General features: G+C 72.0%; 23 protein-coding genes and 3 pseudogenes. 7 read left to right on the top strand and 19 right to left on the bottom strand.

Going from position 1 to position 20,539, the window contains the following annotated elements; all coding sequences use genetic code 11:
* Positions 1–22 precede the first annotated feature (22 nt).
* Positions 23–1,156, top strand: coding sequence for a YeiH family protein (locus ACFQVC_RS06390; protein WP_381827437.1), 1,134 nt, complete (start codon positions 23–25; stop codon positions 1,154–1,156).
* Here the strand turns inward: ACFQVC_RS06390 and ACFQVC_RS06385 are convergent.
* From ACFQVC_RS06385 to ACFQVC_RS06370, 4 genes are all read right to left on the bottom strand, one after another.
* Positions 1,129–1,977 carry a PP2C family protein-serine/threonine phosphatase gene (locus ACFQVC_RS06385; RefSeq protein WP_381827435.1) on the bottom strand — a complete coding sequence of 283 codons (849 nt, stop codon included), beginning with the start codon at positions 1,975–1,977 and terminating at the stop codon, positions 1,129–1,131. The two genes, ACFQVC_RS06390 and ACFQVC_RS06385, sit on opposite strands and share 28 nt — an antisense overlap.
* A 168-nt stretch (positions 1,978–2,145) precedes the next feature.
* Entirely contained in the window at positions 2,146–2,994 is an 849-nt protein-coding gene (locus ACFQVC_RS06380; protein WP_381827433.1) for an alpha/beta fold hydrolase, read from the bottom strand.
* Positions 2,995–3,010: 16 nt separating this feature from the next.
* Positions 3,011–4,249, bottom strand: a complete 1,239-nt coding sequence (locus ACFQVC_RS06375) for a beta-ketoacyl-[acyl-carrier-protein] synthase family protein (protein WP_381827431.1) — start codon at positions 4,247–4,249, stop codon at positions 3,011–3,013.
* A complete protein-coding gene (locus ACFQVC_RS06370; protein ID WP_381827429.1) occupies positions 4,249–4,485 on the bottom strand; it encodes an acyl carrier protein in 237 nt (78 codons plus the stop codon). Before ACFQVC_RS06370 ends, ACFQVC_RS06375 begins: the two co-directional genes overlap by 1 nt.
* 498 nt (positions 4,486–4,983) lie before the next feature.
* On the opposite strand from ACFQVC_RS06370, the pseudogene ACFQVC_RS06365 reads away from it, so the two are divergent.
* A pseudogene (locus ACFQVC_RS06365) lies at positions 4,984–5,244 on the top strand (IS110 family transposase); the annotation flags it as partial.
* Positions 5,245–5,269: 25 nt separating this feature from the next.
* Here the strand turns inward: ACFQVC_RS06365 and ACFQVC_RS06360 are convergent.
* Together ACFQVC_RS06360 and ACFQVC_RS06355 are read right to left on the bottom strand one after the other, a co-directional pair.
* Positions 5,270–5,716 carry a hypothetical protein gene (locus ACFQVC_RS06360; RefSeq protein ID WP_381827427.1) on the bottom strand — a complete coding sequence of 149 codons (447 nt, stop codon included), beginning with the start codon at positions 5,714–5,716 and terminating at the stop codon, positions 5,270–5,272.
* 300 nt (positions 5,717–6,016) lie between these two features.
* The gene (locus ACFQVC_RS06355) at positions 6,017–6,751 is read right to left on the bottom strand and encodes a class I SAM-dependent methyltransferase (RefSeq protein WP_381827425.1); all 735 of its coding nucleotides are present in this window, start codon (positions 6,749–6,751) and stop codon (positions 6,017–6,019) included.
* A gap of 266 nt (positions 6,752–7,017) precedes the next feature.
* On the opposite strand from ACFQVC_RS06355, the gene ACFQVC_RS06350 reads away from it, so the two are divergent.
* Entirely contained in the window at positions 7,018–7,887 is an 870-nt protein-coding gene (locus ACFQVC_RS06350; protein WP_381827423.1) for an esterase/lipase family protein, read from the top strand.
* Positions 7,888–7,958: 71 nt separating this feature from the next.
* On the opposite strand, the gene ACFQVC_RS06345 is transcribed toward ACFQVC_RS06350, so the two are convergent.
* The 4 genes from ACFQVC_RS06345 to ACFQVC_RS06330 form a co-directional block, all read right to left on the bottom strand.
* On the bottom strand, positions 7,959–8,327 hold the full coding sequence (locus ACFQVC_RS06345) for a VOC family protein (protein WP_381827421.1): 369 nt from the start codon (positions 8,325–8,327) through the stop codon (positions 7,959–7,961).
* A gap of 60 nt (positions 8,328–8,387) precedes the next feature.
* Entirely contained in the window at positions 8,388–8,696 is a 309-nt protein-coding gene (locus tag ACFQVC_RS06340) for a ribosomal protein L7/L12 (protein WP_381827419.1), read from the bottom strand.
* Positions 8,697–8,761: 65 nt separating this feature from the next.
* On the bottom strand, positions 8,762–10,087 hold the full coding sequence (locus ACFQVC_RS06335) for a deoxyguanosinetriphosphate triphosphohydrolase family protein (RefSeq protein WP_381827417.1): 1,326 nt from the start codon (positions 10,085–10,087) through the stop codon (positions 8,762–8,764).
* Positions 10,088–10,114: 27 nt separating this feature from the next.
* A complete protein-coding gene (locus ACFQVC_RS06330) occupies positions 10,115–10,288 on the bottom strand; it encodes a hypothetical protein (protein WP_381827415.1) in 174 nt (57 codons plus the stop codon).
* Between the two features lie 255 nt (positions 10,289–10,543).
* On the opposite strand from ACFQVC_RS06330, the pseudogene ACFQVC_RS06325 reads away from it, so the two are divergent.
* A pseudogene (locus ACFQVC_RS06325) lies at positions 10,544–10,753 on the top strand (SGM_3592 family protein); the annotation flags it as partial.
* A 108-nt stretch (positions 10,754–10,861) separates the two neighbouring features.
* Here the strand turns inward: ACFQVC_RS06325 and ACFQVC_RS06320 are convergent.
* Positions 10,862–11,677 (bottom strand): alpha/beta fold hydrolase, encoded by an 816-nt coding sequence (locus ACFQVC_RS06320; protein WP_381828266.1) that lies wholly within the window; start codon positions 11,675–11,677, stop codon positions 10,862–10,864.
* 138 nt (positions 11,678–11,815) lie between these two features.
* Here ACFQVC_RS06320 and ACFQVC_RS06315 point away from each other — a divergent pair, with 138 nt between their 5' ends.
* On the top strand, positions 11,816–12,289 hold the full coding sequence (locus tag ACFQVC_RS06315) for a MarR family winged helix-turn-helix transcriptional regulator (protein WP_381827413.1): 474 nt from the start codon (positions 11,816–11,818) through the stop codon (positions 12,287–12,289).
* Between the two features lie 326 nt (positions 12,290–12,615).
* Here ACFQVC_RS06315 and ACFQVC_RS06310 read toward each other — a convergent pair.
* The 8 genes and pseudogenes from ACFQVC_RS06310 to glxA form a co-directional block, all read right to left on the bottom strand.
* Positions 12,616–13,608: pseudogene (locus tag ACFQVC_RS06310) on the bottom strand (Ppx/GppA family phosphatase); the annotation flags it as partial.
* A gap of 212 nt (positions 13,609–13,820) precedes the next feature.
* The gene (locus ACFQVC_RS06305; protein ID WP_381828264.1) at positions 13,821–14,066 is read right to left on the bottom strand and encodes a WhiB family transcriptional regulator; all 246 of its coding nucleotides are present in this window, start codon (positions 14,064–14,066) and stop codon (positions 13,821–13,823) included.
* A 20-nt stretch (positions 14,067–14,086) separates the two neighbouring features.
* The gene (locus ACFQVC_RS06300) at positions 14,087–14,464 is read right to left on the bottom strand and encodes a VOC family protein (RefSeq protein ID WP_381827409.1); all 378 of its coding nucleotides are present in this window, start codon (positions 14,462–14,464) and stop codon (positions 14,087–14,089) included.
* Between the two features lie 42 nt (positions 14,465–14,506).
* On the bottom strand, positions 14,507–14,779 hold the full coding sequence (locus ACFQVC_RS06295) for a hypothetical protein (RefSeq protein ID WP_381827407.1): 273 nt from the start codon (positions 14,777–14,779) through the stop codon (positions 14,507–14,509).
* 255 nt (positions 14,780–15,034) lie between these two features.
* Positions 15,035–15,379, bottom strand: coding sequence for a hypothetical protein (locus ACFQVC_RS06290; RefSeq protein WP_381827405.1), 345 nt, complete (start codon positions 15,377–15,379; stop codon positions 15,035–15,037).
* Positions 15,380–15,527: 148 nt separating this feature from the next.
* The gene (locus ACFQVC_RS06285; RefSeq protein WP_381827403.1) at positions 15,528–15,929 is read right to left on the bottom strand and encodes a hypothetical protein; all 402 of its coding nucleotides are present in this window, start codon (positions 15,927–15,929) and stop codon (positions 15,528–15,530) included.
* A 128-nt stretch (positions 15,930–16,057) separates the two neighbouring features.
* Complete coding sequence (locus ACFQVC_RS06280) at positions 16,058–17,341, bottom strand: SLC13 family permease (RefSeq protein WP_381827401.1); 1,284 nt, start codon at positions 17,339–17,341, stop codon at positions 16,058–16,060.
* A 79-nt stretch (positions 17,342–17,420) separates the two neighbouring features.
* Complete coding sequence (gene glxA, locus ACFQVC_RS06275; RefSeq protein WP_381827399.1) at positions 17,421–19,442, bottom strand: radical copper oxidase GlxA; 2,022 nt, start codon at positions 19,440–19,442, stop codon at positions 17,421–17,423.
* Between the two features lie 278 nt (positions 19,443–19,720).
* Here glxA and ACFQVC_RS06270 point away from each other — a divergent pair, with 278 nt between their 5' ends.
* Positions 19,721–20,095, top strand: a complete 375-nt coding sequence (locus ACFQVC_RS06270; RefSeq protein ID WP_381827397.1) for a hypothetical protein — start codon at positions 19,721–19,723, stop codon at positions 20,093–20,095.
* Between the two features lie 76 nt (positions 20,096–20,171).
* Entirely contained in the window at positions 20,172–20,474 is a 303-nt protein-coding gene (locus ACFQVC_RS06265) for a hypothetical protein (protein ID WP_381827395.1), read from the top strand.
* Positions 20,475–20,539: the final 65 nt, after the last annotated feature.

Raw genomic sequence — 20,539 nt, 5'->3', positions numbered from 1 at the left:
GCACCGGAGCAGGCTGAGGACCATGGCCCTCACGACGGAACGCAGCAGGTCGCAGTCGGCGGACGGCTCCGGCGACGGGGCGGCGGACGGATGCGGCGACCCGTCGTCACCGGTCGCCGCTCGCCCTGCCCCCGCGCCGGGAGCCATCCGCCGCAACGCCCCCGGACTCGCCCTCGCCGCCGGCGGCGTCCTGGCCGCCGCGACCGTGCATGCCGTGCTGCCGGCCGTGCCGATGCTCACCGCCGCCGTGGTCCTGGGTATCGCCGCCGCACACCTGCCGGGTCTGCGGGCGACGGTACGCGGCCGGGCCCGGGGCGGCCTCTCGACGGCCGGCAAGCGCCTGATGCGCGTGGGCATCGTGCTGCTCGGCCTCAAGCTCGGCGTGGGCGATGTGCTCGGCCTGGGCTGGGTCACTCTGGTGATGGTGCTCGGCGTGGTGTTCGCGACGTTCTTCGGCACGCTGTGGCTCGGCCGCAGGCTCGGCCTCCCCGGTGACCAGCCGCTGCTCGTCGCCACCGGCTACGCGATCTGCGGGGCCTCCGCGATCGGCGCGGTCAGCGGGGTGCTCGGCAAGGACGAGAAGGACGAGCGGCACGGCTCGGATGTGGCCGCCTCGGTGGCCCTGGTCACCCTGTGCGGAACGCTCGCCATCGCCGTACTGCCGCTGCTGCAGCCCGTACTCGGCCTGGACGCCACCCAGTTCGGGCGCTGGGCGGGGGCGAGCGTGCACGACGTGGGGCAGGTCGTGGCCACCGCACAGTCGGCCGGTCCCTCGGCCCTGACGGAAGCGGTGATGGTCAAGCTGATCCGAGTGGCGATGCTGGCCCCGCTGGTCGCGGGAGTCGCCCTCAACTACCGGCGCCGCCGCCCCGCCGCGCAGACCACCGGGGGCCGCCGCCCCGCCTTGGTGCCGCTGTTCGTCCTCGGCTTCCTCGCGATGGTGGGCCTGCGCAGCACCGGCGTGCTGCCGTCCGCCGTACTGAACGGCGCCGACACGGCACAGCAACTCCTCCTCGCCGCCGCCCTGTTCGGCCTCGGCACAGCCGTGCACCTGCCCACCCTGGCCCGCTCCGGCGCCAAGACGGCCGCCCTGGGCCTGGGCGCATGGGTGGTGGTCGCCTCGGCGAGCTACGCGGGCGTGCTCCTGACGACCTGACGGCGGGACGGGGGCGGCGGGGCGACGGGGATGCAGACGGCGGTGACGTTGTCGGCTCCCCCGGCGTGCAGCGCATGGCCGACCAGGGCGCGCGCGGCGCTCAACTGGTCTTCTCCGTGGCCCGGTCCGGCGCCGTGGCGGGTGAGCGTCTCGCGCAGGGCGGTGGCGTCCGGGAGATACCGGGTCAGGCCGTCGGTGCACAGGAGCAGCCGCCCCGGCCCCGACGGCCGCAGGCTGCGGATCCGGGGTTCCGGGTCCGGTGCTCCGGCGCCGAGCCAGGCCGTGAGGGCGTCGTGTTCGCCCCGGTCGTCCTCGGACAGGGCCGCCGCCGGCCCTTCTTCCGGCAGCCAGTAGGCGCGGCTGTCACCGATCGAGGCGGTCCACAGGCCCTGCGGCCCCGCGATGCCCGCGAGGTACGTACAGGCCGGGGCGCCGTCCGCCGCGGCGAGGGCGGCCACGGCCCGGCCCGCACGCGCGGCCGCCTCTTCGAGCGCATGCTCCGGCAGGCGTCCCTCGTCGAGCCGGGCCACGAGTACGCCCGCGCCGGCCTCGGCGGCGACCTGGGCGGCGCGTTCGGCCCTGGGCGCCATGGACACGCCGTCGCAGACGACGCCGACCGTCCAACTGCCGGTGACCGTCAGGGCCATGGCGTCCGCGTTCACACCGCGCCGCAGGCCGCGGTCACTGACTCCGGCGGCACCACAGGGCGCCGTGATCTCCATATGCGCGCGGAACGCGGGCCGCGCCGCGCCGCAGTCCCAGCAGTGGCCGTCGGGGGCGACGGTCCCGCCGCACTCCACGCAGTTCGGGGTATCGGTCATCGACCCCGGATCCTCTCAGACCCGGCCGCCTCCGGACCACCGGGAACGAACTCTCCGCCTCCCGCCCGGCGTCGGGGGATCACCACCAACCGCAGCCGGTCCACCGCCGCCACACTCACCCAACAGCCCCCCGTTATGTTCTTCGCGGTCCTGCATTGAAGTCTCCGCCTAGGAACGGATTCCGCAGCCCGCAGGCGGCAGGCTGTCGGTGATGAAGGCTCTGACCAAGCCGGCGACGGCACCGGGCCGTTCCATCAGCAGCATGTGATCGCAGTCGGGCATCGTGACAAAGCGGCTGCCGTCGATGGTCTCGGCGAACGCGCGTTGCAGGTCGGGCGGGGTGAGGGTGTCGTGCTCGCCGGTGAAGACCAGGGTGGGCACACCCGCCAGGCCGCCGGTGAGGGCGGTGCGCGTTCCCAGGGCGCGGGCCAGCATGTACTCGGCGTGCGGCCGTTGGGCAACTCTCAGCAGGGAGCGCCGGAAAGAGCGCAGGGCCAGGTCACGGCGGTGGACCCGGCGGCTGTCGTCCAGGCAGAACATCTCCGCGGAGACAGCCGCGACGAAGCCCTCCGTGTCACCGTTCGCCAGGAGTTCGCTGGCTTTGCGGTAGCGGGCGAAGGGGGTGTCGGTGAGGTGGGCGGGAACGCCCCCCAAAAGGAGGCGGGCGCAGCGCCGGGGACGGCGCTGGGCGTAGCGGAAGGCGAGGACCGCGCCGTGGGAGTAGCCGAAGAGGTTGACGCGCGGTACGTGCAGGTCGTCGACGATGGCGTCGAGCGCCGCGTCGAGCAGCGTGAGGGTGTGCTCGGGTCGGGGCACGTCGGAGTCGCCCGCGCCGGGCAGGTCCGCGGTGAGCAGGCAGGACACGTCCGTCAGGGCGTCTTCGAGCTGCACCCAGTCGTACATCCCCTGGAAAGCACCGCCCAGCGCGATCAGCGGTTCGGACCGGGCAGCGGTGGGAGACACCAGGCGATAGCTGCAGGACAGGCCGTCCACGATCAAAGTGCGTACGCATTGCATGGGCCGGTCCCCCGCCTCAGGCCCTGGTGAGGACGAGTACGGCGTTGTGGCCCCCGAACCCCAGCGAGGAGCTTGCCGCGCACGCAAACCGTGCGGGGCGGGCGGCGCGGGCCACCACGTCGACAGGCACGTCCGGATCCTGCACGTCCAGGTTGACTGTCGGGGGCACCAGCTGCTCCTCCAACGCCAGGGCGGTCAGGGCGGCTTCGATGCCGCCGGTCGCGCCCAGGGCATGTCCCGTCATGGCCTTGGTGGACGTGACGAGCGGACGGTCGCCGAAGACGCGGTGCAGGGCCGCGCTTTCGACGAGGTCGTTCATGACCGTGGAGGTGCCGTGGGCGTTGACGTGGCCAATGTCCCCGGCAGCGACCTCGGCGTCGGCCAGTGCGGCCCGCAGGGCCGCTTCGATGCCCTGTCCGCTCTCGTCGGGGGCCACCGGGGACAGGGCGTCACTGGTGGAGCCGTACCCGGCCAGGTGCGCGCGGACGGTGGCACCGCGGGCCCGGGCGTGCTCCGGGCGTTCCAGGACCAGCAGTCCGGCGCCCTCGCCGACGACGAAGCCGTCCCGGCCGGCGTCGAAGGGCCGGCAGGCGGCGGCGGGGTTGTCCACCCGGGTGGACAGGGCCCGCATCCGGCAGGTGCTGGCGAACATCAGCGGTGAGCGCAGGGCCTCCGCCCCGCCGGCCACGGCGATGTCGCAGCGGTTGGCGCGCAGCCAGCCCAGAGCGGTGCCGATCGCGTCGGTGCCGGAGGCGCAGGCCGTGCTGACCGTCAGGCTGGGCCCTCGCGCGCCGAGGTCCTGGCAGATGCCGCCGGTGGCGTTGTTGGGCATGCTCAACGGCGCGACCTTGGGGGCGACCCGGCGGGCCCCGCGCTCGCTCAGGACGGCCTGCTGCTCGTCGTAGTAGAGCAGGCCGCCGTGCGCCGTGCCCACCACGACCGCGACGCGGGCACCGTCCCAGGTTTCGGGGTCGAGCCCCGCGTCGGCGACGGCTTCACGGGCCGCGATCACAGCGAACTGGGCGAAACGGTCCAGAAGCAGGGTGGCCCGGCCGAGTCTGCCCTCGAGGTCGAGCCCTTCCACCGTGTACATGAAGTCACAGGGCAGGTCGCGCAGGGATGCCAGGCTGCGCACGCCCCGGGGGGACAGGGCGGTGGTGACTTCGCGCCAGGTCTCCTTGGCGCTGTGCCCCGCCGCCGTCACCAGACCGATACCGGTCACCGCGGCGGACCAGGAGCCGCAGCTCTGCGCCATCAGGCCACCGCTGCCTTGGCGCACACCGCGTCCACCAGCTGTCGCACGGTGCTGCGCGACGTCAGCTGCACATCGTCCAGGTCGACGTGCAGTTCGTCCTCGAGAACCAGCCGCAACTCCTCCAGGGCCAGGGAGTCGATGTGCAGCCGGTGCAGCGGCTGGTCAGGGTGCACCGCCTCCGGAGCAAGCCGGTACATCCTTACCAGTACGGCGATGACCCGCTCTGCGACATCCATCAACTGCTGCTCCTTCTGGCGCTGGTCGCGGTCCTATATAGGTTTAACGCCAACCCGTACGCGAAGTGACGCCCACCGGCCCCGATCAACCGATCGGGACAGCACTTCGGGGGGACCACGCGGCTGCCGCGCCCCAGAAGAGCAGCCGCGCGAAGACGCACGACAAGCCGGGGGACGCATCCGACAAGCCGACGGACCGCGTCACGGAACCTCATGGACCCACCAGTTCCCCCGGGCCCTCCCCTCCCTTTGACCTCATGGCCAACAGCACGCGTATCTGCTCCCCACCGCCGCGCCCAGGGGCTGACACGTTCACCCGCGTCCACTCACACTCTGCTCGTGAGCACGGGACAAGTCGCGCCTCTCGGTGCGGTAGCCGCGTTACTGGGGACGATTGTCGGGGCAGCCGGGGCGATCCTGGCCGCTCTGGCCGGCGGCAGGGTGCAACTGCGCGGGCAGCATCAGCAGTGGCGCCGGGAGATGCGCCGCGACGCCTACGCCGGGACCTCGATCCATGGCGAACACGCGCCCAGGGGCGGAAACCGACAGCTCGAACGCGCGATGTTCCTGTCCGCGTTCGCCGCCCTCCACGTCCCCGCATCCTGCACCCACTACGACCACTGCCGAACCAGAGGAAAGACCCACACGCAAGCCCTCCTCCGCCTAGCCCGACACCGCATCAGCGTGCTCTTCGCGATGCTCCGCGACGGCACCTTCTACGAACACCGAACACCGAACGCCTCGCCTCGCTTCGCTTGACGAAGGACATAGAAGCACCCCCCCGCTACCGCCCCCGGCGCCGCCCAAGACCCCGGTGGAGGTACTCGCCCCGCTGTGCCGCCTCCCGTAGTTCCGTCTCCTCGGCCTGGCGGCGGCGCAGCCGGTCGGCTTCCTGGTGGCGTGCGCGGGCCGCCGCGGACTCCTCGCGTCGGCGTGCCCGCTCCGCTTCCTCCACCGCGTGCCGACGCGCGCGCTCGGCTTCCTCCGCGGCTTCCCGGCGGGCCTGCTCGGCGTCCGCCGCCTCGCGCTGGCGCACCACGCGCTGCCGGTAGTCCTCCACCACGTCACGGTGGTGTTCGTAGGCGACATCGGAGCGCAGTCCCGACTCGCGGACGAGGTCTCTGATGGTCGGTCCGCCCGGCGCCCCGGGCGCGTGCCCGGAAAGGAGCCGGTCGGCCGCCTCGATCAGTGCCGCGCGCTGCGGCGCCCGGTCCACCCTGCCCACGCCCACCTGCCGCTCACCACTTTCCCTCGGCTGCGGCCCGTGCGGCCGCAGATGCGGTCGGTACGGGCGGCGGGGCCGCCGTGCATCGGCGTCACCACGGCGCCACCGACACCGTGGGGCACAGACTTACCAGCCGTGCGGGACGGCTCTCAGCGTTTCGCCGATCAGTACCACTGACGTGTGACACGCGATGACGCGCGACCGCTTCACGAGCCGGTTCCGTCCCGTTCCGACCGCTTCCCACCGCGTTCCCGCCCCGTTGCCATCGCCTTCCCGCCCCGTCGCCATCGCCTTCTCATCGCCTTCTCATCGCTTACGCCCCACCACCAGACGGCACTTGGGGCTGCCGTCGGGGCGGCGGCCGAACTCCTCGAGCGGGTACAGCTCGACCGCGAAGCCGGCCCGCTCCAAGTCGCCCCGTACGCCGGACAGGGCGAACGTGCGGTAGTACATGACGAAGGGCGGGCGCCACACGAGGTTGCGTACCCGCATCACCGCGTCGAAGCCGAGCAGGGACCAGTGGAGCGGTGAGCCGAGCGGCGGCGGGGCGCCCAGCGGGAACGCGAACAGGCCTCCGCTGCGCAGCGCGCGGTGCACCTCGCCGAACAGGACGGGGCGCTCCTCGGGCAGGAAGTGCCCGAACGCGCCGAAGCTCACGGCAAGATCGAAGGCGTCACGGAAGGGCAGCGCGCGGGCATCGGCCCGCACCCACCGCACCTCAGGACCCGCCGCGCCCGCCTGCTCCCCTGCCGCACCGCGGGCCTCCTCCAGCATGCCGGCGCTGAAGTCGACCCCGGTGACCTGCTGTTGGCAGACCGTACGCAGGACCCGCAGACCGGCGCCGGTGCCGCAGCACACGTCGAGGCCGGAGCCGAAGTGGCCGAGGCGGGTCAGGGCCGCGCCGGTCGCGTCCAGGTAACGGTCCGGCGTACGGAAGGGGGTGTGGTCAAACTTCGGGGCGAGGAGGTCGTAGCCGCGCTCGACGGAGGACAGCGCCTGCACGGTGAGTTCGCGGAGGGTGGGCCCCTGGGAGGTGAACATTCCACCCACCCTAGCCAGCCGCGGGCACCGGCCACGGGCATCGACCACGGGCATCGACCACGGGCAACGGCCACGGCACCGGCCGCCGATCCCGCGGGGGCCCTCACCCCGCTACTGACTCTCCGTCAATTTTCCTGACGCGTAGCTTCCCTCCCTCTGCTACCCATGCGTAATTTGGCATGAGCACAACTTCTTGTGGTCCGGGCCGCAGGGCGTACCACCGTCTCCCACCCATGAACTCCCTTGAGCCGCAAGGAGATCGCCCGATGCTGCCCAAGTCCCGTGCCACCCGCGGGCTCCGCCCCCTCGCCGCCCTTCTGCTGGCCGCCGCGGCCACGCTCGCCCCCGCCACCGTCGCGCAGGCCGATTCCGCACCGAGCAGCGGCTGGAACGACTACGCGTGCAAGCCGTCGGCCGCCCATCCGCGCCCCGTCGTCCTGGTGCACGGCACCTTCGGCAACTCCGTCGACAACTGGCTGGCCCTGGCCCCGTATCTGGTCAAGCGCGGCTACTGCGTCTTCTCGCTCGACTACGGCCGGCTGCCCGGCGCCCCGCTCTTCCACGGGCTCGGCCCGATCGACAAGTCGGCCGAGCAGCTGCGCGCCTACGTCGACAAGGTCCTTGCCGCGACCGGTACGCGCGAGGCCGATCTGGTCGGGCACTCGCAGGGCGGCATGATGCCGCGCCACTACCTGAAGTTCCTCGGCGGCGCCGACAAGGTGAACGCCCTGGTCGGTATCGCGCCCGACAATCACGGCACCACTCTGCTCGGTCTGACCAAGCTGCTGCCGTACTTCCCCGGCGCGGAGGACGTGATCGACGAGCACACCCCGGGCCTCGCCGACCAGGTGGCCGGATCGGAGTTCCTGACCAGGCTCAACGCGGGCGGCGACACGGTGCCCGGCGTCAAGTACACCGTCATAGCCACCAAGTACGACCAGGTCGTGACGCCCTACCGTGCACAGTTCCTCGACGGCCCCGACGTGAACAACGTCCTGATCCAGGACAAGTGCGCGGCCGACTTCTCGGAGCATGTGGCGATCGGCCTGGCCGACCGGATCGCCTATCACGAGGTGACCAACGCGCTCGATCCCGCCCACGCGACCCCCACCACCTGCGCCTCGGGCGGCAGTTGAGCCGCGACTGCCGATGGCGCGACGGGCCACGACGCACCCGCAAGTGCCCGGGCGGACTTCCCGCGGAGCGCTCAGCCGTGTGCGGTGTCGATGACACAGAACCGGTTGCCGTCCGGGTCGGCGAGGACGACGAAGTCGGCGTCCGGCGGATAGCGGTCCCAGTCCACGCGCCGGGCACCGAGTGAGACCAGGCGCTCCACCTCGGCCGCCTGGTCGGCGGCGTCACCGGCGTACAGATCGAGATGGACCCGCGGGTGCGGCTGCACCGGCGTCTCGCTGTGCCCGAGCGAGAGCCGGGGGCCGCTCCCCGCGGCGGGGACGAGGACCACCCAGTCGTCCTCGGGCTCCTCTCGCGGTACGTATCCCAGGGCCCGCGTCCAGAAGGCCGTGGCGCGCGCCACGTCCGTGACGCCGAGGACGATCGATCCGATGGTCAGCATGGGGCGAGTGTGCCGCAGGGCCTCCCGGCCGCCCGGGAGGCCCGGGCGCGGGAGGCTCGTTCAGCGGGTCGCTTCCACCCGGTCCACCGCGTCCTTGGCCTCCTTGAGGCCCGCGCCGGTGACCTCGCGGTACACCTTGATGGCCTCGATCTTCCTGCCCCGGTCCAGGAGGTCGGTGACGCGGCTCAACTCCGTTCCGAGCGGGTCGGGTTCGCTGATCCCCAGGTGCGCCATGACGGCGTCGAGCTTGCGCTCCACGCGGGCGACGCGGCGGTCGGCCCGCTCGATCTTCCGCTCGATGAGGCCACTGCACAGCAGGGCGGCGACGAGCACGAAGAAGAACGCGGAGGAAAGGGCGGTCATGTCCATGGCCGACGATCTTAGTTCAGCACTGGCGCCGGCGCCGCCCTCGCCCCCGACGCCGGTTCAGGTGCTCACAGCCATACGTTGTCGTTGACGGAGCCGAGACCCGTACCGGACAGGCGGCGGTGCAGGGCGATGGCCTGGTCCTCGGTCAGGGACGAGACATGGTCGGCGGCGGCGCGCAGTACGTCGCCGTGGTCGTCGAGCTCCTCGGCCCGGTCGGGCGGCAGCAGTTGGGGCGACTCGTGGGTCCAGCACAGCAGCTCGCTCACGATCCGGCGCTTGCCGTGCTGCTGGGTGGCGAGGGCCGGCCGGTCGATGACGTAGGCCCACACCAGCTCCTTGAGCAGGTCGCAGGCGGCCCGCCGCTCGGCGGGGATGACCAGGCGGGCCCCGTAGCGGATCGCGGCGCCGCCGCCGACCTCCAGGGTGATGCCGCGCGTGAAGTAGTCGATGAGGTCGGCGGTGCGGCGGTTGACCGCGACGGCGTCGGTGTGGCTGCCGGTGTAGGGGGCGGGCACGGTCAGTCGCTTGCCGATCTCGGCCATCAGCTCCTGCGCGGCCGCCCGGTCGAAGTGCTCGCCGGTGCGGGCCCGCTTGTGCTGTACGTAGTCCAGGAAACGGCGCAGTTCGCGTTCGGTGTCGCCGCCCGCGGTGCCCGGCGGCGGGAACAGCGAGGCCAGCGGGATATGGCCGGTGCGGTAGAAGTCCTCCACGTCGTGGCAGGCGTAGGTGACGTCGTCGGCCCAGTCCATCACCTGTTCCTCGACGGGCACGGCGGCGTTCTCACGCCCGGCCCGCACCCAGGTGAAGGCGGCCAGATCGGCGTCGTAGACGCCCCACTTGACGTTGCGTGCCGGGTTCTCCTCGTACGGGGCGCGCTCCCAGGGGTACTTGGTGGAGGCGTCGAGGCAGGCGCGGGTGAGGTGCAGCCCGCGGTGGCCCGGGTATTTGTGCGCGGCGAGATAGGTCAGCACGCGGAACGTCTGCGCGTTGCCCTCGAAGCTGTCCAGCTGCCGTTCGGGGCCGCGCAGTTCGTCCATGGTGGCGCGCAACGCGGTCTCGCCCGCGTGGCCGAAGGGCGGGTGCCCGATGTCGTGCGCCATGCAGGCCGCCTCGACGAGGGCCGGGCTCGGCCCGCCGTAGCGTCGTTCCAGGCGTTCGGCCATCCGCCGGCCGAGCTGGGCCACCTTCATCGAGTGGGTGAGCCGGGTGTGGTACGCCCCGAGTTCACCGCTCGCCACGACCTGGCTCTTTCCCGCCAGGGCCCGCCACTGCGTGGAGTACAGGATGCGGTCCACGTCGTGCTCGAAGCCGGAGCGCTGCCCGACATCGGACACGCGGCGGTTCAGGGAGTGCTGTTCGAGGTCGTCGTCACTGTATTGGGCGGGGCGCATGGCCGGATGGTACGCCGCCGCGATGGATCACGGGAGATAGCGTTCGACTGCGGCCGCACCCTCTTCTTCCAGAGCGCGCCGGGCCCGTTCCAGCCGCTCCGGAGTGGGTTCACGCCCGGACAGGCGCACCAGGTCCTCCGGGTCCACGGGGTGCTCGGACCCCGTGTGCAGCCTGTCGTCGGGGGTGTGGGATTCGTTCATGATGCCTCCTTCACCCTCACGTCCGTCTTCCCTCCACGGTACGGCTTTCCTCCCGAAGAGGACCCTTATCCGCCCCTCACCCCGGTCCACGCACAATGCGAGCAGGAGGTTCGCACCATGGCACCGGAACCGACACCGCAGAACGGAAACGGCAAGGCCGGAACCCCGCAGCACCACGGCCGGGACTCCGGCTCGGACGGCAGCGGGCACGACCGCCGGGACACCGACTCGTACGACAGCCGGTACGACAGCTCGGACGGCACCTGGGACGACAGCTGGGACGCCATCGAGCTCGATGAGGACTTCGTGCGCTCCGCCCCGGCCGCCGAGCCGGCGGCCCGCACCCGGATGCTGGCCGCCCGCTGGCGCCGCGAGGGCGCACCACAGCCGGAGCCATGGCGCTCGGACGAGCCGCCTGCGGGCTGGTTCTGGAGCCGGGCCCGCAAGCGCCGGTGGCGGCGCTAGGCGCTCCGCGGGAGGTCCGGTGCTTCAGCTGCGGGTGCGGGTGCGTCGTGGCTGGTCGCGCGGTTCCCCGCGCCCCTTCGGGGCACGACTGACCCCGCCGGGGCTTCGTTAACGCCCGTCGGCGTCCAAGGTGCGGACGAATTCCTGGACCAAGGAATTGAAGGCCTCCGGGCGCTCCATGTTGGGGTAGTGCGCGGTGCCCTCGATGCTGGTGGCGCGGCCTTCGGGGACGATGCGGGCGAGGCGTTCGGCCATGGCGAGGTGGTCGTCGGAGTCCAGGGCCCCGTTGACGGCGAGCACCGGGACCGTGATCTTCGCGGCGCGGCTCCAGGTGTCGGCCACGGGCACCTGCCAGTCCGGTTCCGCGGCGGTGTGCTTGCCGATCGTCCGGGCCTCCATGTCCCGCAGCAGGCGTACGACGTCCTGGTCGACGTCGTCGAGGGTGCGGTGCGGTCCCGCCGCGAACCGCGTGAAGGAATTGATCCAGGCCGGTACGTCACCGGCCGCCAGAGCCCGGCCCTGCTCCTCCTGAAGGCCGGTGTTCCAGGGGTCCACGAACTCGGGTTCGCTGGTGCCGACGCCGCTGACGATCACCGCGCGGACCAGGCCCGGGTGTTCGAGGGCGGTGTCGACGGCGATGGCCCCGCCCATCGACACCCCCACGAGCACGGCCGGGCCGACGTCCAGGTGCCGGAGGAGCGCGGCGAGGTCGTCGGTGTGCCGGAAGGGCCGACTCGCGTTGGCGGAGCCGCCGTGGCCCCGCGCGTCCGGGGCGATCACCCGGAACCGGCGGGCGAGGAACGGCACTTGGCGCTCCCACATGCGGTGGTCGACGAATCCGCCGTGCAGCAGCACGAGCGGGCGGCCGGTGCCGCCGGTGTCGCGGTAGACGAGCGGTCCGTCCTCGGTCGCGAAGGAGTGCATGTCCGCGGCGTCGAGAGGACGCCCTTCGAAGTCGGTCGTCGAGGTCGTCACGGGCGCATCGGGCGTCACTGAGTCCGTCATGACAACCAAGGTGCCATCCGCTTGGGATTTTGACAACCAAGGTGTCATCATGGCCGGGTGACCGACACCGACCCACCCCTCGCACCCGACGCCCTCGCCCATCGCCTGACCGAGGTGTTCACCTTGGTGGGCCCGCTCTACCGGCGCGTGCAGCGCAAGGTCGAACAGGCCGAGCCGATCGAGGGCATCTCCGTCGGCGTACGCGCGGTACTCGACCTGCTGCGCGGGCACGGCCCCATGACCGTCCCGCAGATGGGCCGCGCGCAGGCGCTGAGCCGCCAGTTCGTGCAGCGCATGGTGAACGACGCCGCCGCACAGGGACTGGTCGAGGCCGTGCCCAACCCGGCGCACCAGCGCTCCTCACTGATCCGGCTCACGGCCGAGGGCGAGGCCGCCATCACCGCGGTCACAAGCCGCGAACACACCCTGCTGCGCGAGGTGGGCGGCGACCTCACCGATGCCGAAGTGACCGCCTGCCTGCGGGTGCTGCGCGAGATGCTGGCGCTCTTCGATCATGTCGATGTGAACTGAGTCGGCTTGAACTGGGTCCAGATGAACTGAGTCCAGGTGAACTGGGTCCAGATGGGCTGGGTCCAGATGGGCTGGGTCCAGATGGGCTGGACCGAGGTGAAGCATGGAGCGGGGCTGCCCCGCTGAAGCCCGCACCCTGGGCGGAGCGCTCAAGCCCATACCCCCGGCGGGGCGCTGACGCGGGTACGGCTCAAGCCAAGCGATGACGCCGCTGCCGCTCAGGCGGGGCGCTCCGCCCGACGCTCCTTCCCGGTGCCCGCCTTCCTCCTGGGCTCCGGCTCGGCCCTTCCCGTCCCCGTCCCCGCGTTCTCACCCGGCCCCGGCTCAACCGGCGCCTCCGTCACCGCCTGCAGAGCGCGAGCCGAGCGGACCGTGCCGGACGAGGGGCTCCAGGTGGTGGTGCCGTCCTCGATGCAGCGCAGCAGGATGCCCTCGCGCAACCCCCAGGGGCAGATGGCCACTTCGTCGACGCCTGTGAGTTTCATCGTGGTGTGGGCGACGATCGCGCCCGCGAGCGACTGGCCGGCGCGGGCGGCGGAGATCCCCGGCAGGGCGGAGCGCTCGGCGCTGGGCAGCTCCGCCAACTCGTCGATGGCGCGGCGCAGTTCGCGGCGGTCGAGGGTGCGGGGCGTGAACGGGCCGTAGCGCCCCGGCGGCGCCCCGCACAGGCGGGCCAGCTGCTGGAAAGTGCGCGAGGTGGCGACCGTCGTACGCGGAGCTTCCCACCGTATGCGGGCCGCGGTGTCCCGCAGCTGGTGGCGTACATGGCGGCGCAGCGCCTTGATCCGCCGCAGCGGGGGCGGGTCCTGGGCGCCGAAGAACTCACGCGTCAGGCGTCCCGCGCCCAGCGGGAGTGACAGGGCGAAGTCCGGCAACTTGGAGCGTCCGAAGGCCACTTCGAAGGACCCGCCGCCGATGTCGAGCATCGCGAGGGGCCCGGCACGCCAGCCCATCCAGCGGCGCGCGGCCAGGAAGGTCAGCTCCGCCTCCACCTGGCCGGGCAGCACATGAAGCTCCACTCCCGCGCGCGAGGCGACCTGGCGGAGGATCTCCGTCCGGTTCGGGGCGTCCCGCACGATCGCGGTCGCGAAGGCGAAGGGGTCGTCCACGCCCCAGCGCCTTCCTTCCGCCCGCGCGGCGCTCACGGCGTCGACGATGCGCGCCACTTGCGCTTCGGGCACATGCCCGCCGCGGTCGACGTGTTCCGCCAGGCGCAGTGGCCGCTTCGCGGTGTGCACCGGTAGTGGCACGGCCCCATCGGTGTCCGCGATGACCAGGCGAGCGGTGTTCGATCCGACGTCCAGCACTCCCATACGCATTCCTACCCGGTACCCGGGAAGCGCGCCGTCATGCGGACGGCGGGCGTGCGGTCGTGGTTGCAGCAGCAAGTCCACGTTCTCCCAGACAGCTCCCGGACACCGTCCGGACGACTCCCGGACATCTTCCATACGTCTTCCGGACGCCTCCCGGACACCTCCCGGACGTCTTCCAGGTTCGCCAAGTGCCGGGCACAGAGTGCGAGTCGGTGGCGCTACCTCGCGGAACGGATGCGCAAGCGGGACCTCATCTCGCGGCGTTCCTCGCTCGCCGCACCGCCCCACACGCCTTCGGACTGGCCGGTCTCCAGGGCCCAGTCCAGGCAGCGTTCGGCGACCGGGCAGCGCCGGCACAGCTCCTTGGCCCTGCGGGTCTGCTCGACGCTCGGGCCACCGTCCCCTACGGGGAAGAACAGTTCGGGATCGACTTCAGCGCATGCCGCGTCCTGCAGCCAGTCCAAGGTGTCCAGAGTGCGCACGGTCACTCCTCGCACAGGCAGAACGGGTGGCCTACGGGCTCGGCGTAGACACGGAAGCCGCGTTTGCCGCCCTCGTCGTCGGTGTCGAGCGCCGTGGCACCGAACACGAGCACCTGTTCCTCGGCGGAGTCCAGGTCCGGGACGTGGAAGTCCAGGTGCAGCTGCTGCGACTGGTCGTCCGCGCGCGGCCAGTTGGGGGCGCGGTGGCCGGGCGCGCGCTGGAAGGCTATGCGGTGGCCGCCGGGTGCGTGGAGGTCGTACCAGCCGTCCGTGTCCGGGTCGGGTTTCGCCTCGCCGCCGATGACGGCGGCGTAGAACGCGGCGAGCTCCGGCGGGTCGGGGCAGTCCACGGCCACGAGGCAGTACTTGGCGATGGGCATGAAAGTCCTCCGTAGGGTGCTGAGTTGTCCGGCGGGGGCGCGTCAGGCGGGCGACTCCTCGGTCCCCGTGCCGTCGGTGTCCTGCCTGCGGGCGGTGCCGCCCTCGTCCGTGTCGGGGACGTCACGGGTGTCGTCGTCCGTCTCCTCGTCGGCGCGCTCCTCGGCGCGTTCGGTGTCCCCTTCCCAGGGGTCCTCGTCGAGCCCTGCCTGCTGTTCGGGCAGGTCGCGCGGGACCGGGTCCGGCGGCGGGTCGGCGCTGTAAGTGCGCTCGGGGTGCGCGGGCCGTGCGGTATCCGCGGGCCGTGTGTCGGCCATGGTGTCCTCCGGGTCCTTCGATACGAATACGGCGATCTGTCCGTGGCCCGGTACCCCGCATCGGCGCGGGGATGCGTCGCGGAGTTGTGCTGACTTCAACCACGGGTGGCCTGCCGCACAGGCGGTCCCGGGCGGTTCATGTCTTCGACGCGGTCACGTTCCACGGGGCCGGGCGGCGCCGCCGGGGACGCCTCCGCGGCGCGCAGGACCGGACCCCGGCCCCGGCCCCGGCCCCGGCTCCGGCTCCGGCTCCGGTCACTCGTAGGCGTCTGTGACGCAGTCCGCGCGGCAGCCCGCGTGGTCGTAGCACGTGCGCAGGGCGAGGGCGGCTTGGTGACGGGGTACGTGCCCGTGGCCGAAGTGATGGTTCATGATCCGTACGACATCGGCGACCAGGACGATGGCCGGCTCGTCCGCGGCAGCCGACCTGCGGGCGGACACGATCGCCATGTCCGCGGCGCGCAACAGGTCCCTGCGGTAACGGTCCGCCAGATACCGGTGCGCACGGCGCGGCGAGAAGGGCAGCCGGATCCAGCCCCGCCACAGCACCCCCGCCGCGATCAGGGCCATGCCCGTCGCCACGACCACCAACTCCCCCACGGCTCCCCCGCCCACCGGGCGGCGCGCCCACGGCGCGCCCGTCGGCCGCGATTGTCCCAAGGGTCGGCGGATGCCCCAAGGGGGTCGGCCGGGTGGGAACGCGCCGCCGGACTCCAGCACGGGGGCGGGCCCGCAGCGCACACCGGGTTCACCTCGCCGCCGCCCGGGAGGAGCCCTGCTCCTCCGCCACGGTTCCGCCCGCCGTCACCAGTACCTCCCGGCGGGCCCCTCGCACGGGGCGGGCCAGGAGGGGTGCCACTGCCAGGGCGGCCGTGAGCAGGAAGGCCGGGCCGAGGCCGTGGTGGTCGGCGAAGGCGCCGAGGGCCGCAGGGCCCGTGAACGTGCCGAGGCCGAGGAAGAAGACGGTGGCGGTGAAGCCGGTGGAGGGGCGCTCGGCGAAGACGTGGTAGCTCCCGACGGCGAACGGGCCGGCGCCCATCACGCACCGGGCGGCCTGCGTCCGGAGACCGCGCAGGGACTCGACGCGCTCGCCGGCGCGGATCTCGTCGTGGTCCCGGCCTGCGTCCTCGACGGGTACGAGCCGCCGCACCTTCCGCGGCGTGCCGGAAGGGCCTGCGTAATCGCCGTGCCTCGCCCCCCCCGCGTCCCCCGCATGAACCGCATGAACCGCATGAACCGCGTCACCCGCATGACCCGCGGACTGCCTGTGCCTGCCGCTCAGGGGCCGACGGCCCGCAGTGAGACCCACAGGGCGAGCGTCGACAGGGCCAGCGCGGCGGGAGTGGTCAGGAGACCGAGCCGGGTGAACTCCTTGAGGTCGATCTCGTGGTCGTGCTGGTGGGCGATGCGGCGCCACAGCAGGGTGGCGAGGGAGCCGGTGTAGGTGAGGTTGGGGCCGATGTTCACGCCGAGGAGCACGGCGAGGACCGCGCCGGGTCCGGACGGCGCCGCCAGCGGGGCCAGGGCGAGCACGGCGGGCAGGTTGTTGATCAGGTTGGCGAGGAGCGCGGCCACGACGGCGGTGCCGAGCAGCGCCGGCAGGGAGGTGCCGTCGGGCAGGACGTGGCCGAGCCCGTCACCGAGGCCGTTGTCGATGACGGCACGGACGACGATGCCCAGGGCGAGGACGAAGGCCAGGAACGGCAGCTGGGCGGAGCGCACGATGCGGGCCGGTGTGGTGTGCCGGCGGGCGAGGGCGCGAACGGCCATGACGGTGGCCCCGGCCGCGGCGGCCCAGGCCGGGTCGGCGCCGAAAGCGGAGGCGACGGCGAACCCGGCGAGGGTTGCGGCCACCGTCACGAGCGCGAACAGCGGGGTTTCCGGCCGCTCTTCGGGAGTGCCGCCGGAGTCCGTGAGGGCAGTGGCCGCGCCGAGGTCGGTCGTGAGGTCGGCCGCGAAGAAGCGCCGGAACACGCCGTACTCGACGGCGATCGCGACCAGCCAGGGCAGCAGCATCAGCAGGGCGAAGCGGGTGAAGGTCAGTCCCGTCACGGTGAAGGCGAGCAGGTTCGTCAGGTTGGAGACGGGCAGCAGCAGCGAGGCCGTGTTGGACAGATGGCCGGCGGCGTAGACATGGGGCGTGGGCCGGGCGCCCATGCGTGCGGCCGTCGCGAAGACCACCGGGGTCAGCAGGACCACGGTGGCGTCCAGGCTCAGGGCCGCTGTGATCACGGACGCGAGGGCGAAGACGGCGCCGAGCAGCCGGTGCGGGCTGCCGGCCGCCCAGCGCGCCATCCTGGTACCGCAGGCGTGGAAGAGCCCTTCGTCGTCGCAGAGCCTGGCGAGAACGAGGACGGCCGCGAGGAAGCCCACCACCGGTCCGAGCCGCGCGGCCTCGTCCCGCACGTGTTCCAGCGGGATCGCCCCGGCCACGATCACCACTCCGGCGGCCGGCAGGGCGAAGGCCGCTTCCGGCCACCGGAAGGGGCGTACGACGGCACAGACCAGGACGACGACCAGCGCGACGGCGGCCAGGGCTTCCATGAGCATGATCCCGATCATGCCCGTACGGCACCCGTTCCCCTGGGACCGGCCCCGTCGCCCCCCCCCCCGGCGGGGAGCTCAGTCGGCGGCGGGGAGCTCAGTCGGCGGCGGGCGCCGGGGCCTTGGCCGGAGGCGGGTCGTCGGCGGTCGTGGTGTGGGTGGGAGCCGAGTCGTCGACCGGGATGTGCACCCACGCCGCCTCAGACGGCACACCGCGGTCGTCGACGGCCATGACCATGTACCAGCCGGGCGGCGCGAGGGCGGGGCTCTTCGGGAGCGTGACCTTCACGCCGTCGGATGTGCGTGTGAAGTCCAGGGCGATCGAGCGCTGTTCGACGTTGGTGACATGCGTGAAGGCGCCGGGGCGCATCAGCCGCATCTTCTTGATGGACGCGGCGTTCTTGCTGCGGTAGCTGAGCGAACCGCCCAGCTTGACGCTGTTGCGCCCGCCGTCCGGCGAGCGCAGCTCGGGGCGCTCGCCGCCCTTGTGGAGATAGGGCGGCGTGTAGATCTCGATGCGCTGCTCGAAGGTGGACAGCTTCGAGTTGGCCTTGTCGGCGAAGAGGGAGTCGGAGCCGAAGGTCATCACACGCCCGTCGGGCAGGAGCAGCCCGCCGGAGTGGTAGTTGCGGCCCACGAGCGGGTCGGCCGCCTCGTCGAAGGCATTGCGCTCGGGGTCGTAGAGCGCGGCCTTGAGGACGTTGGTGGCGCCCTTGCCGCGGTAGTCACCGGAGCCGTTGGTGGTGAGCACCTTGTCGTCGGGCAGGATCACGCTCGTGGGATAGCGGGCCTTGGCGTACAGCGAGGGTCCTTCGGTGAAGCGGGGCGACTTCGCTTTCAGATCGGCCAGGCGGGTGCGGTCGGTGGACTTCTCGGACTCGCCGACCCCGCCGCCGCCGAGCACCAGGTACTTCTGCCGCTGCGCGGGCGGCAGCAGCACGGACATGGAGGTCTCCAGGACGTCCGGGTCGCTCATGCCGGGCACCTCGGTGAACTCGTTGCTGTCCAGGTCCCACAGGCCGGGCTCGCGGCCCTGGTCGTCCGGGCCGTACCCGGCGTTGGAGCCGGTGTAGAACAGCCGGCCGTCCGAGGCCAGGAACAGGGCCGGGTAGGTGGGAAAGAAACGGGACTTGGGCAGGTAGCGCCACTTCTTGGTCTTCGGGTCGTAGATCTCGTTCTTGCCCGGGACGACCTGTCCGATCTCGTCGAGGCCCGACACGGACAGGACCTTGCCGTCCTCCAGGGTGGTCAGCGTCGGATACCAGCGCGCCTCGCCCATCGGGTCGACCTTGATGTACCGCTCGGCGACCGGGTCGAACTCGTAGGTGTCCTTGATCCCTTGGAAGTCCTTCTTGTCGAAGGACAGCTTCTGGGCGATGCCGTAGATGTTCTGCTTCTCCTCGCCCTTGAGGCCGGAGATGTCGTACTGGTCCTGGGCGCCGGTCTGGTGCTCCTCGCCCTTTTCGAGGGCCTCCACATAGACGCGGGCACTGCTGGCGGTGACCTTGGCCTTGCCGGTGACGGGGTCGATCTTCTTCTTCGCGCGCGGTACGAGCACGCTGCTCTGCGAGGCGAAGGTCTTGTCGCTCTCCTGGCCGGTGAAACGGGTGCCCTTGGGGAGGGTCTTGGGCTCGTCCGGGTTCTCGTTGTAGACGATCATGAGGCCGCCGGCCTTCTGCACATCGCCCTTGAGGGTTTCGTAACGCTGCGTACCGCCTGCCACCAGCAGGTTTCCGTCCGGGAGTTGGGTGTGCCCGGCACAGAACAGGTCGTTGGGCGTGGAGACGTTCTCGAAGGTGTTCTTCACGGGGTCCCACAGGACCGTGCGGAAGGTCTTGGCGTCGAACATCTTGGCGTTGTTGCCGGAGCCCGCGATGAGCAGCACCTTGCCGGTGTGCAGGAGAGCCGCGTGGATGGTGTTGATGCGGTACTGCTCGGGGACGTCGACCGTCCTCCAGTGGCCGTGCTCCTGTTTGTACTCCGGCTGGTCGATCTCGTACGCGTGATACTGCGTCGACGCGAAGTCGTAGACCGCCGGGGCGTTGGTCGCGGCGAGGACCAGCACGACGCCGCTCCCCAGCAGGACACGGGCGGTACGACGGCTCGGGCGGTATCCCATCAAACGGCTCCCCATACGGCGTGCCCCATACGGCGTGCGGCACTCGGCATACGACGGTCAACGCCCCACCCCGGGGACGTTATGTGCGTTTTGCACTCTAAGCCGCTATAGGGACTTTAGCCCTCGGCGACAGTAGGGACTTTCGTCCCTTCTTGGCCGTGGATGCGTCGCCCCACCCACCCCATGAACCCCAATCACCCCTGGCGCCACGGATGTTGGGCAGATCTCACCCGCACGATGGAATGTGCGAAGGGTGACACCGAAATTACCGTAGGTACATGACAGGACGATCGCGTGCCGTCTCGCGGCACGCAGCACGCGCGGCCGCTTCGGCGTGGGTCGCCCTGCTGCTCGTCCTGGGCGGCGCGGAGCCCGCCGCGTCCGCGCCGGTCGCCGAGCCCGCCGCCGAGAGCGCCACCACACTGGCGCCGGAGTGCGAAGGCGAACCGGCCCCCGCCTCGGGAGCACCCCGGCGCACCCTGCGCCCGGCCCGCACCGTGCACGTCCGCACCACGTACACGGCGCTGTTGCTCCGGCCCGCCACGCGCGCCTCGCACCCTCGTCCGCCGTGGCCGGGGCACCCGTCCATAACGCCCGCTCCCGCACCCGACTGCGCCGCCGCCCGCGCCCGCCACACGGCCCTGCGCTGCTGACCGGACCGGCGCCCCGCCCCTCTCGGGCCGGCGCTTCCGGACCCCCCACTCAGTACGGCAGCGAAGGTGCCTTGCCATGCCCATCGACCCTCAGCGCGCGATCGAAGCGTACGTACGCGCCCAGACCCAGCCCCTCCAGCGCCGGACGGCCACGCCCGAGCCCGCTCGCCCACGACTCCCGCAACCCTCCGCCCCTGACACCGCCGCGGTCCGGGAGGCCGCCCCCTCGGCCGTCCCGCAGGCCGCCACGGCCGCGCGGCGCCGCTCCCGGCGCCGCGCGGGAACCCGTATGCGGGCACACGGCCCCGGCCTCCTCGTCCGCCTGCTGTCCCTGCTGCGCCATCTGACCACGGCACGCAGGAGAGAACCGACGGTGTGAGGGGTACGGACCTCGGGTGCCCGGCTGCTCGGGCGCTCGGCTACTCGGGTGCCCGCCCACTAGGG

It is taken from the genome of Streptomyces monticola (assembly GCF_042665355.1).
GTDB lineage: Bacteria > Actinomycetota > Actinomycetes > Streptomycetales > Streptomycetaceae > Streptomyces > Streptomyces monticola.
This window is presented reverse-complemented; position numbering and strand designations above follow the sequence as displayed.

Coding starts and splice junctions, on each gene's coding strand:
- ACFQVC_RS06380 (WP_381827433.1), bottom strand. CDS start 2,994: ATGCAATGCGTACGCACTTTGATCGTGGACGGCCTGTCCTGCAGCTAT.
- ACFQVC_RS06350 (WP_381827423.1), top strand. CDS start 7,018: ATGCTGCCCAAGTCCCGTGCCACCCGCGGGCTCCGCCCCCTCGCCGCC.
- ACFQVC_RS06280 (WP_381827401.1), bottom strand. CDS start 17,341: ATGATCGGGATCATGCTCATGGAAGCCCTGGCCGCCGTCGCGCTGGTC.
- ACFQVC_RS06375 (WP_381827431.1), bottom strand. CDS start 4,249: ATGGCGCAGAGCTGCGGCTCCTGGTCCGCCGCGGTGACCGGTATCGGT.
- ACFQVC_RS06265 (WP_381827395.1), top strand. CDS start 20,172: ATGCCCATCGACCCTCAGCGCGCGATCGAAGCGTACGTACGCGCCCAG.
- ACFQVC_RS06340 (WP_381827419.1), bottom strand. CDS start 8,696: ATGGACATGACCGCCCTTTCCTCCGCGTTCTTCTTCGTGCTCGTCGCC.
- glxA (WP_381827399.1), bottom strand. CDS start 19,442: ATGGGATACCGCCCGAGCCGTCGTACCGCCCGTGTCCTGCTGGGGAGC.
- ACFQVC_RS06300 (WP_381827409.1), bottom strand. CDS start 14,464: ATGCCCATCGCCAAGTACTGCCTCGTGGCCGTGGACTGCCCCGACCCG.
- ACFQVC_RS06295 (WP_381827407.1), bottom strand. CDS start 14,779: ATGGCCGACACACGGCCCGCGGATACCGCACGGCCCGCGCACCCCGAG.
- ACFQVC_RS06320 (WP_381828266.1), bottom strand. CDS start 11,677: ATGCACTCCTTCGCGACCGAGGACGGACCGCTCGTCTACCGCGACACC.
- ACFQVC_RS06345 (WP_381827421.1), bottom strand. CDS start 8,327: ATGCTGACCATCGGATCGATCGTCCTCGGCGTCACGGACGTGGCGCGC.
- ACFQVC_RS06370 (WP_381827429.1), bottom strand. CDS start 4,485: ATGGATGTCGCAGAGCGGGTCATCGCCGTACTGGTAAGGATGTACCGG.
- ACFQVC_RS06385 (WP_381827435.1), bottom strand. CDS start 1,977: ATGACCGATACCCCGAACTGCGTGGAGTGCGGCGGGACCGTCGCCCCC.
- ACFQVC_RS06355 (WP_381827425.1), bottom strand. CDS start 6,751: ATGTTCACCTCCCAGGGGCCCACCCTCCGCGAACTCACCGTGCAGGCG.
- ACFQVC_RS06390 (WP_381827437.1), top strand. CDS start 23: ATGGCCCTCACGACGGAACGCAGCAGGTCGCAGTCGGCGGACGGCTCC.
- ACFQVC_RS06335 (WP_381827417.1), bottom strand. CDS start 10,087: ATGCGCCCCGCCCAATACAGTGACGACGACCTCGAACAGCACTCCCTG.
- ACFQVC_RS06330 (WP_381827415.1), bottom strand. CDS start 10,288: ATGAACGAATCCCACACCCCCGACGACAGGCTGCACACGGGGTCCGAG.
- ACFQVC_RS06270 (WP_381827397.1), top strand. CDS start 19,721: ATGACAGGACGATCGCGTGCCGTCTCGCGGCACGCAGCACGCGCGGCC.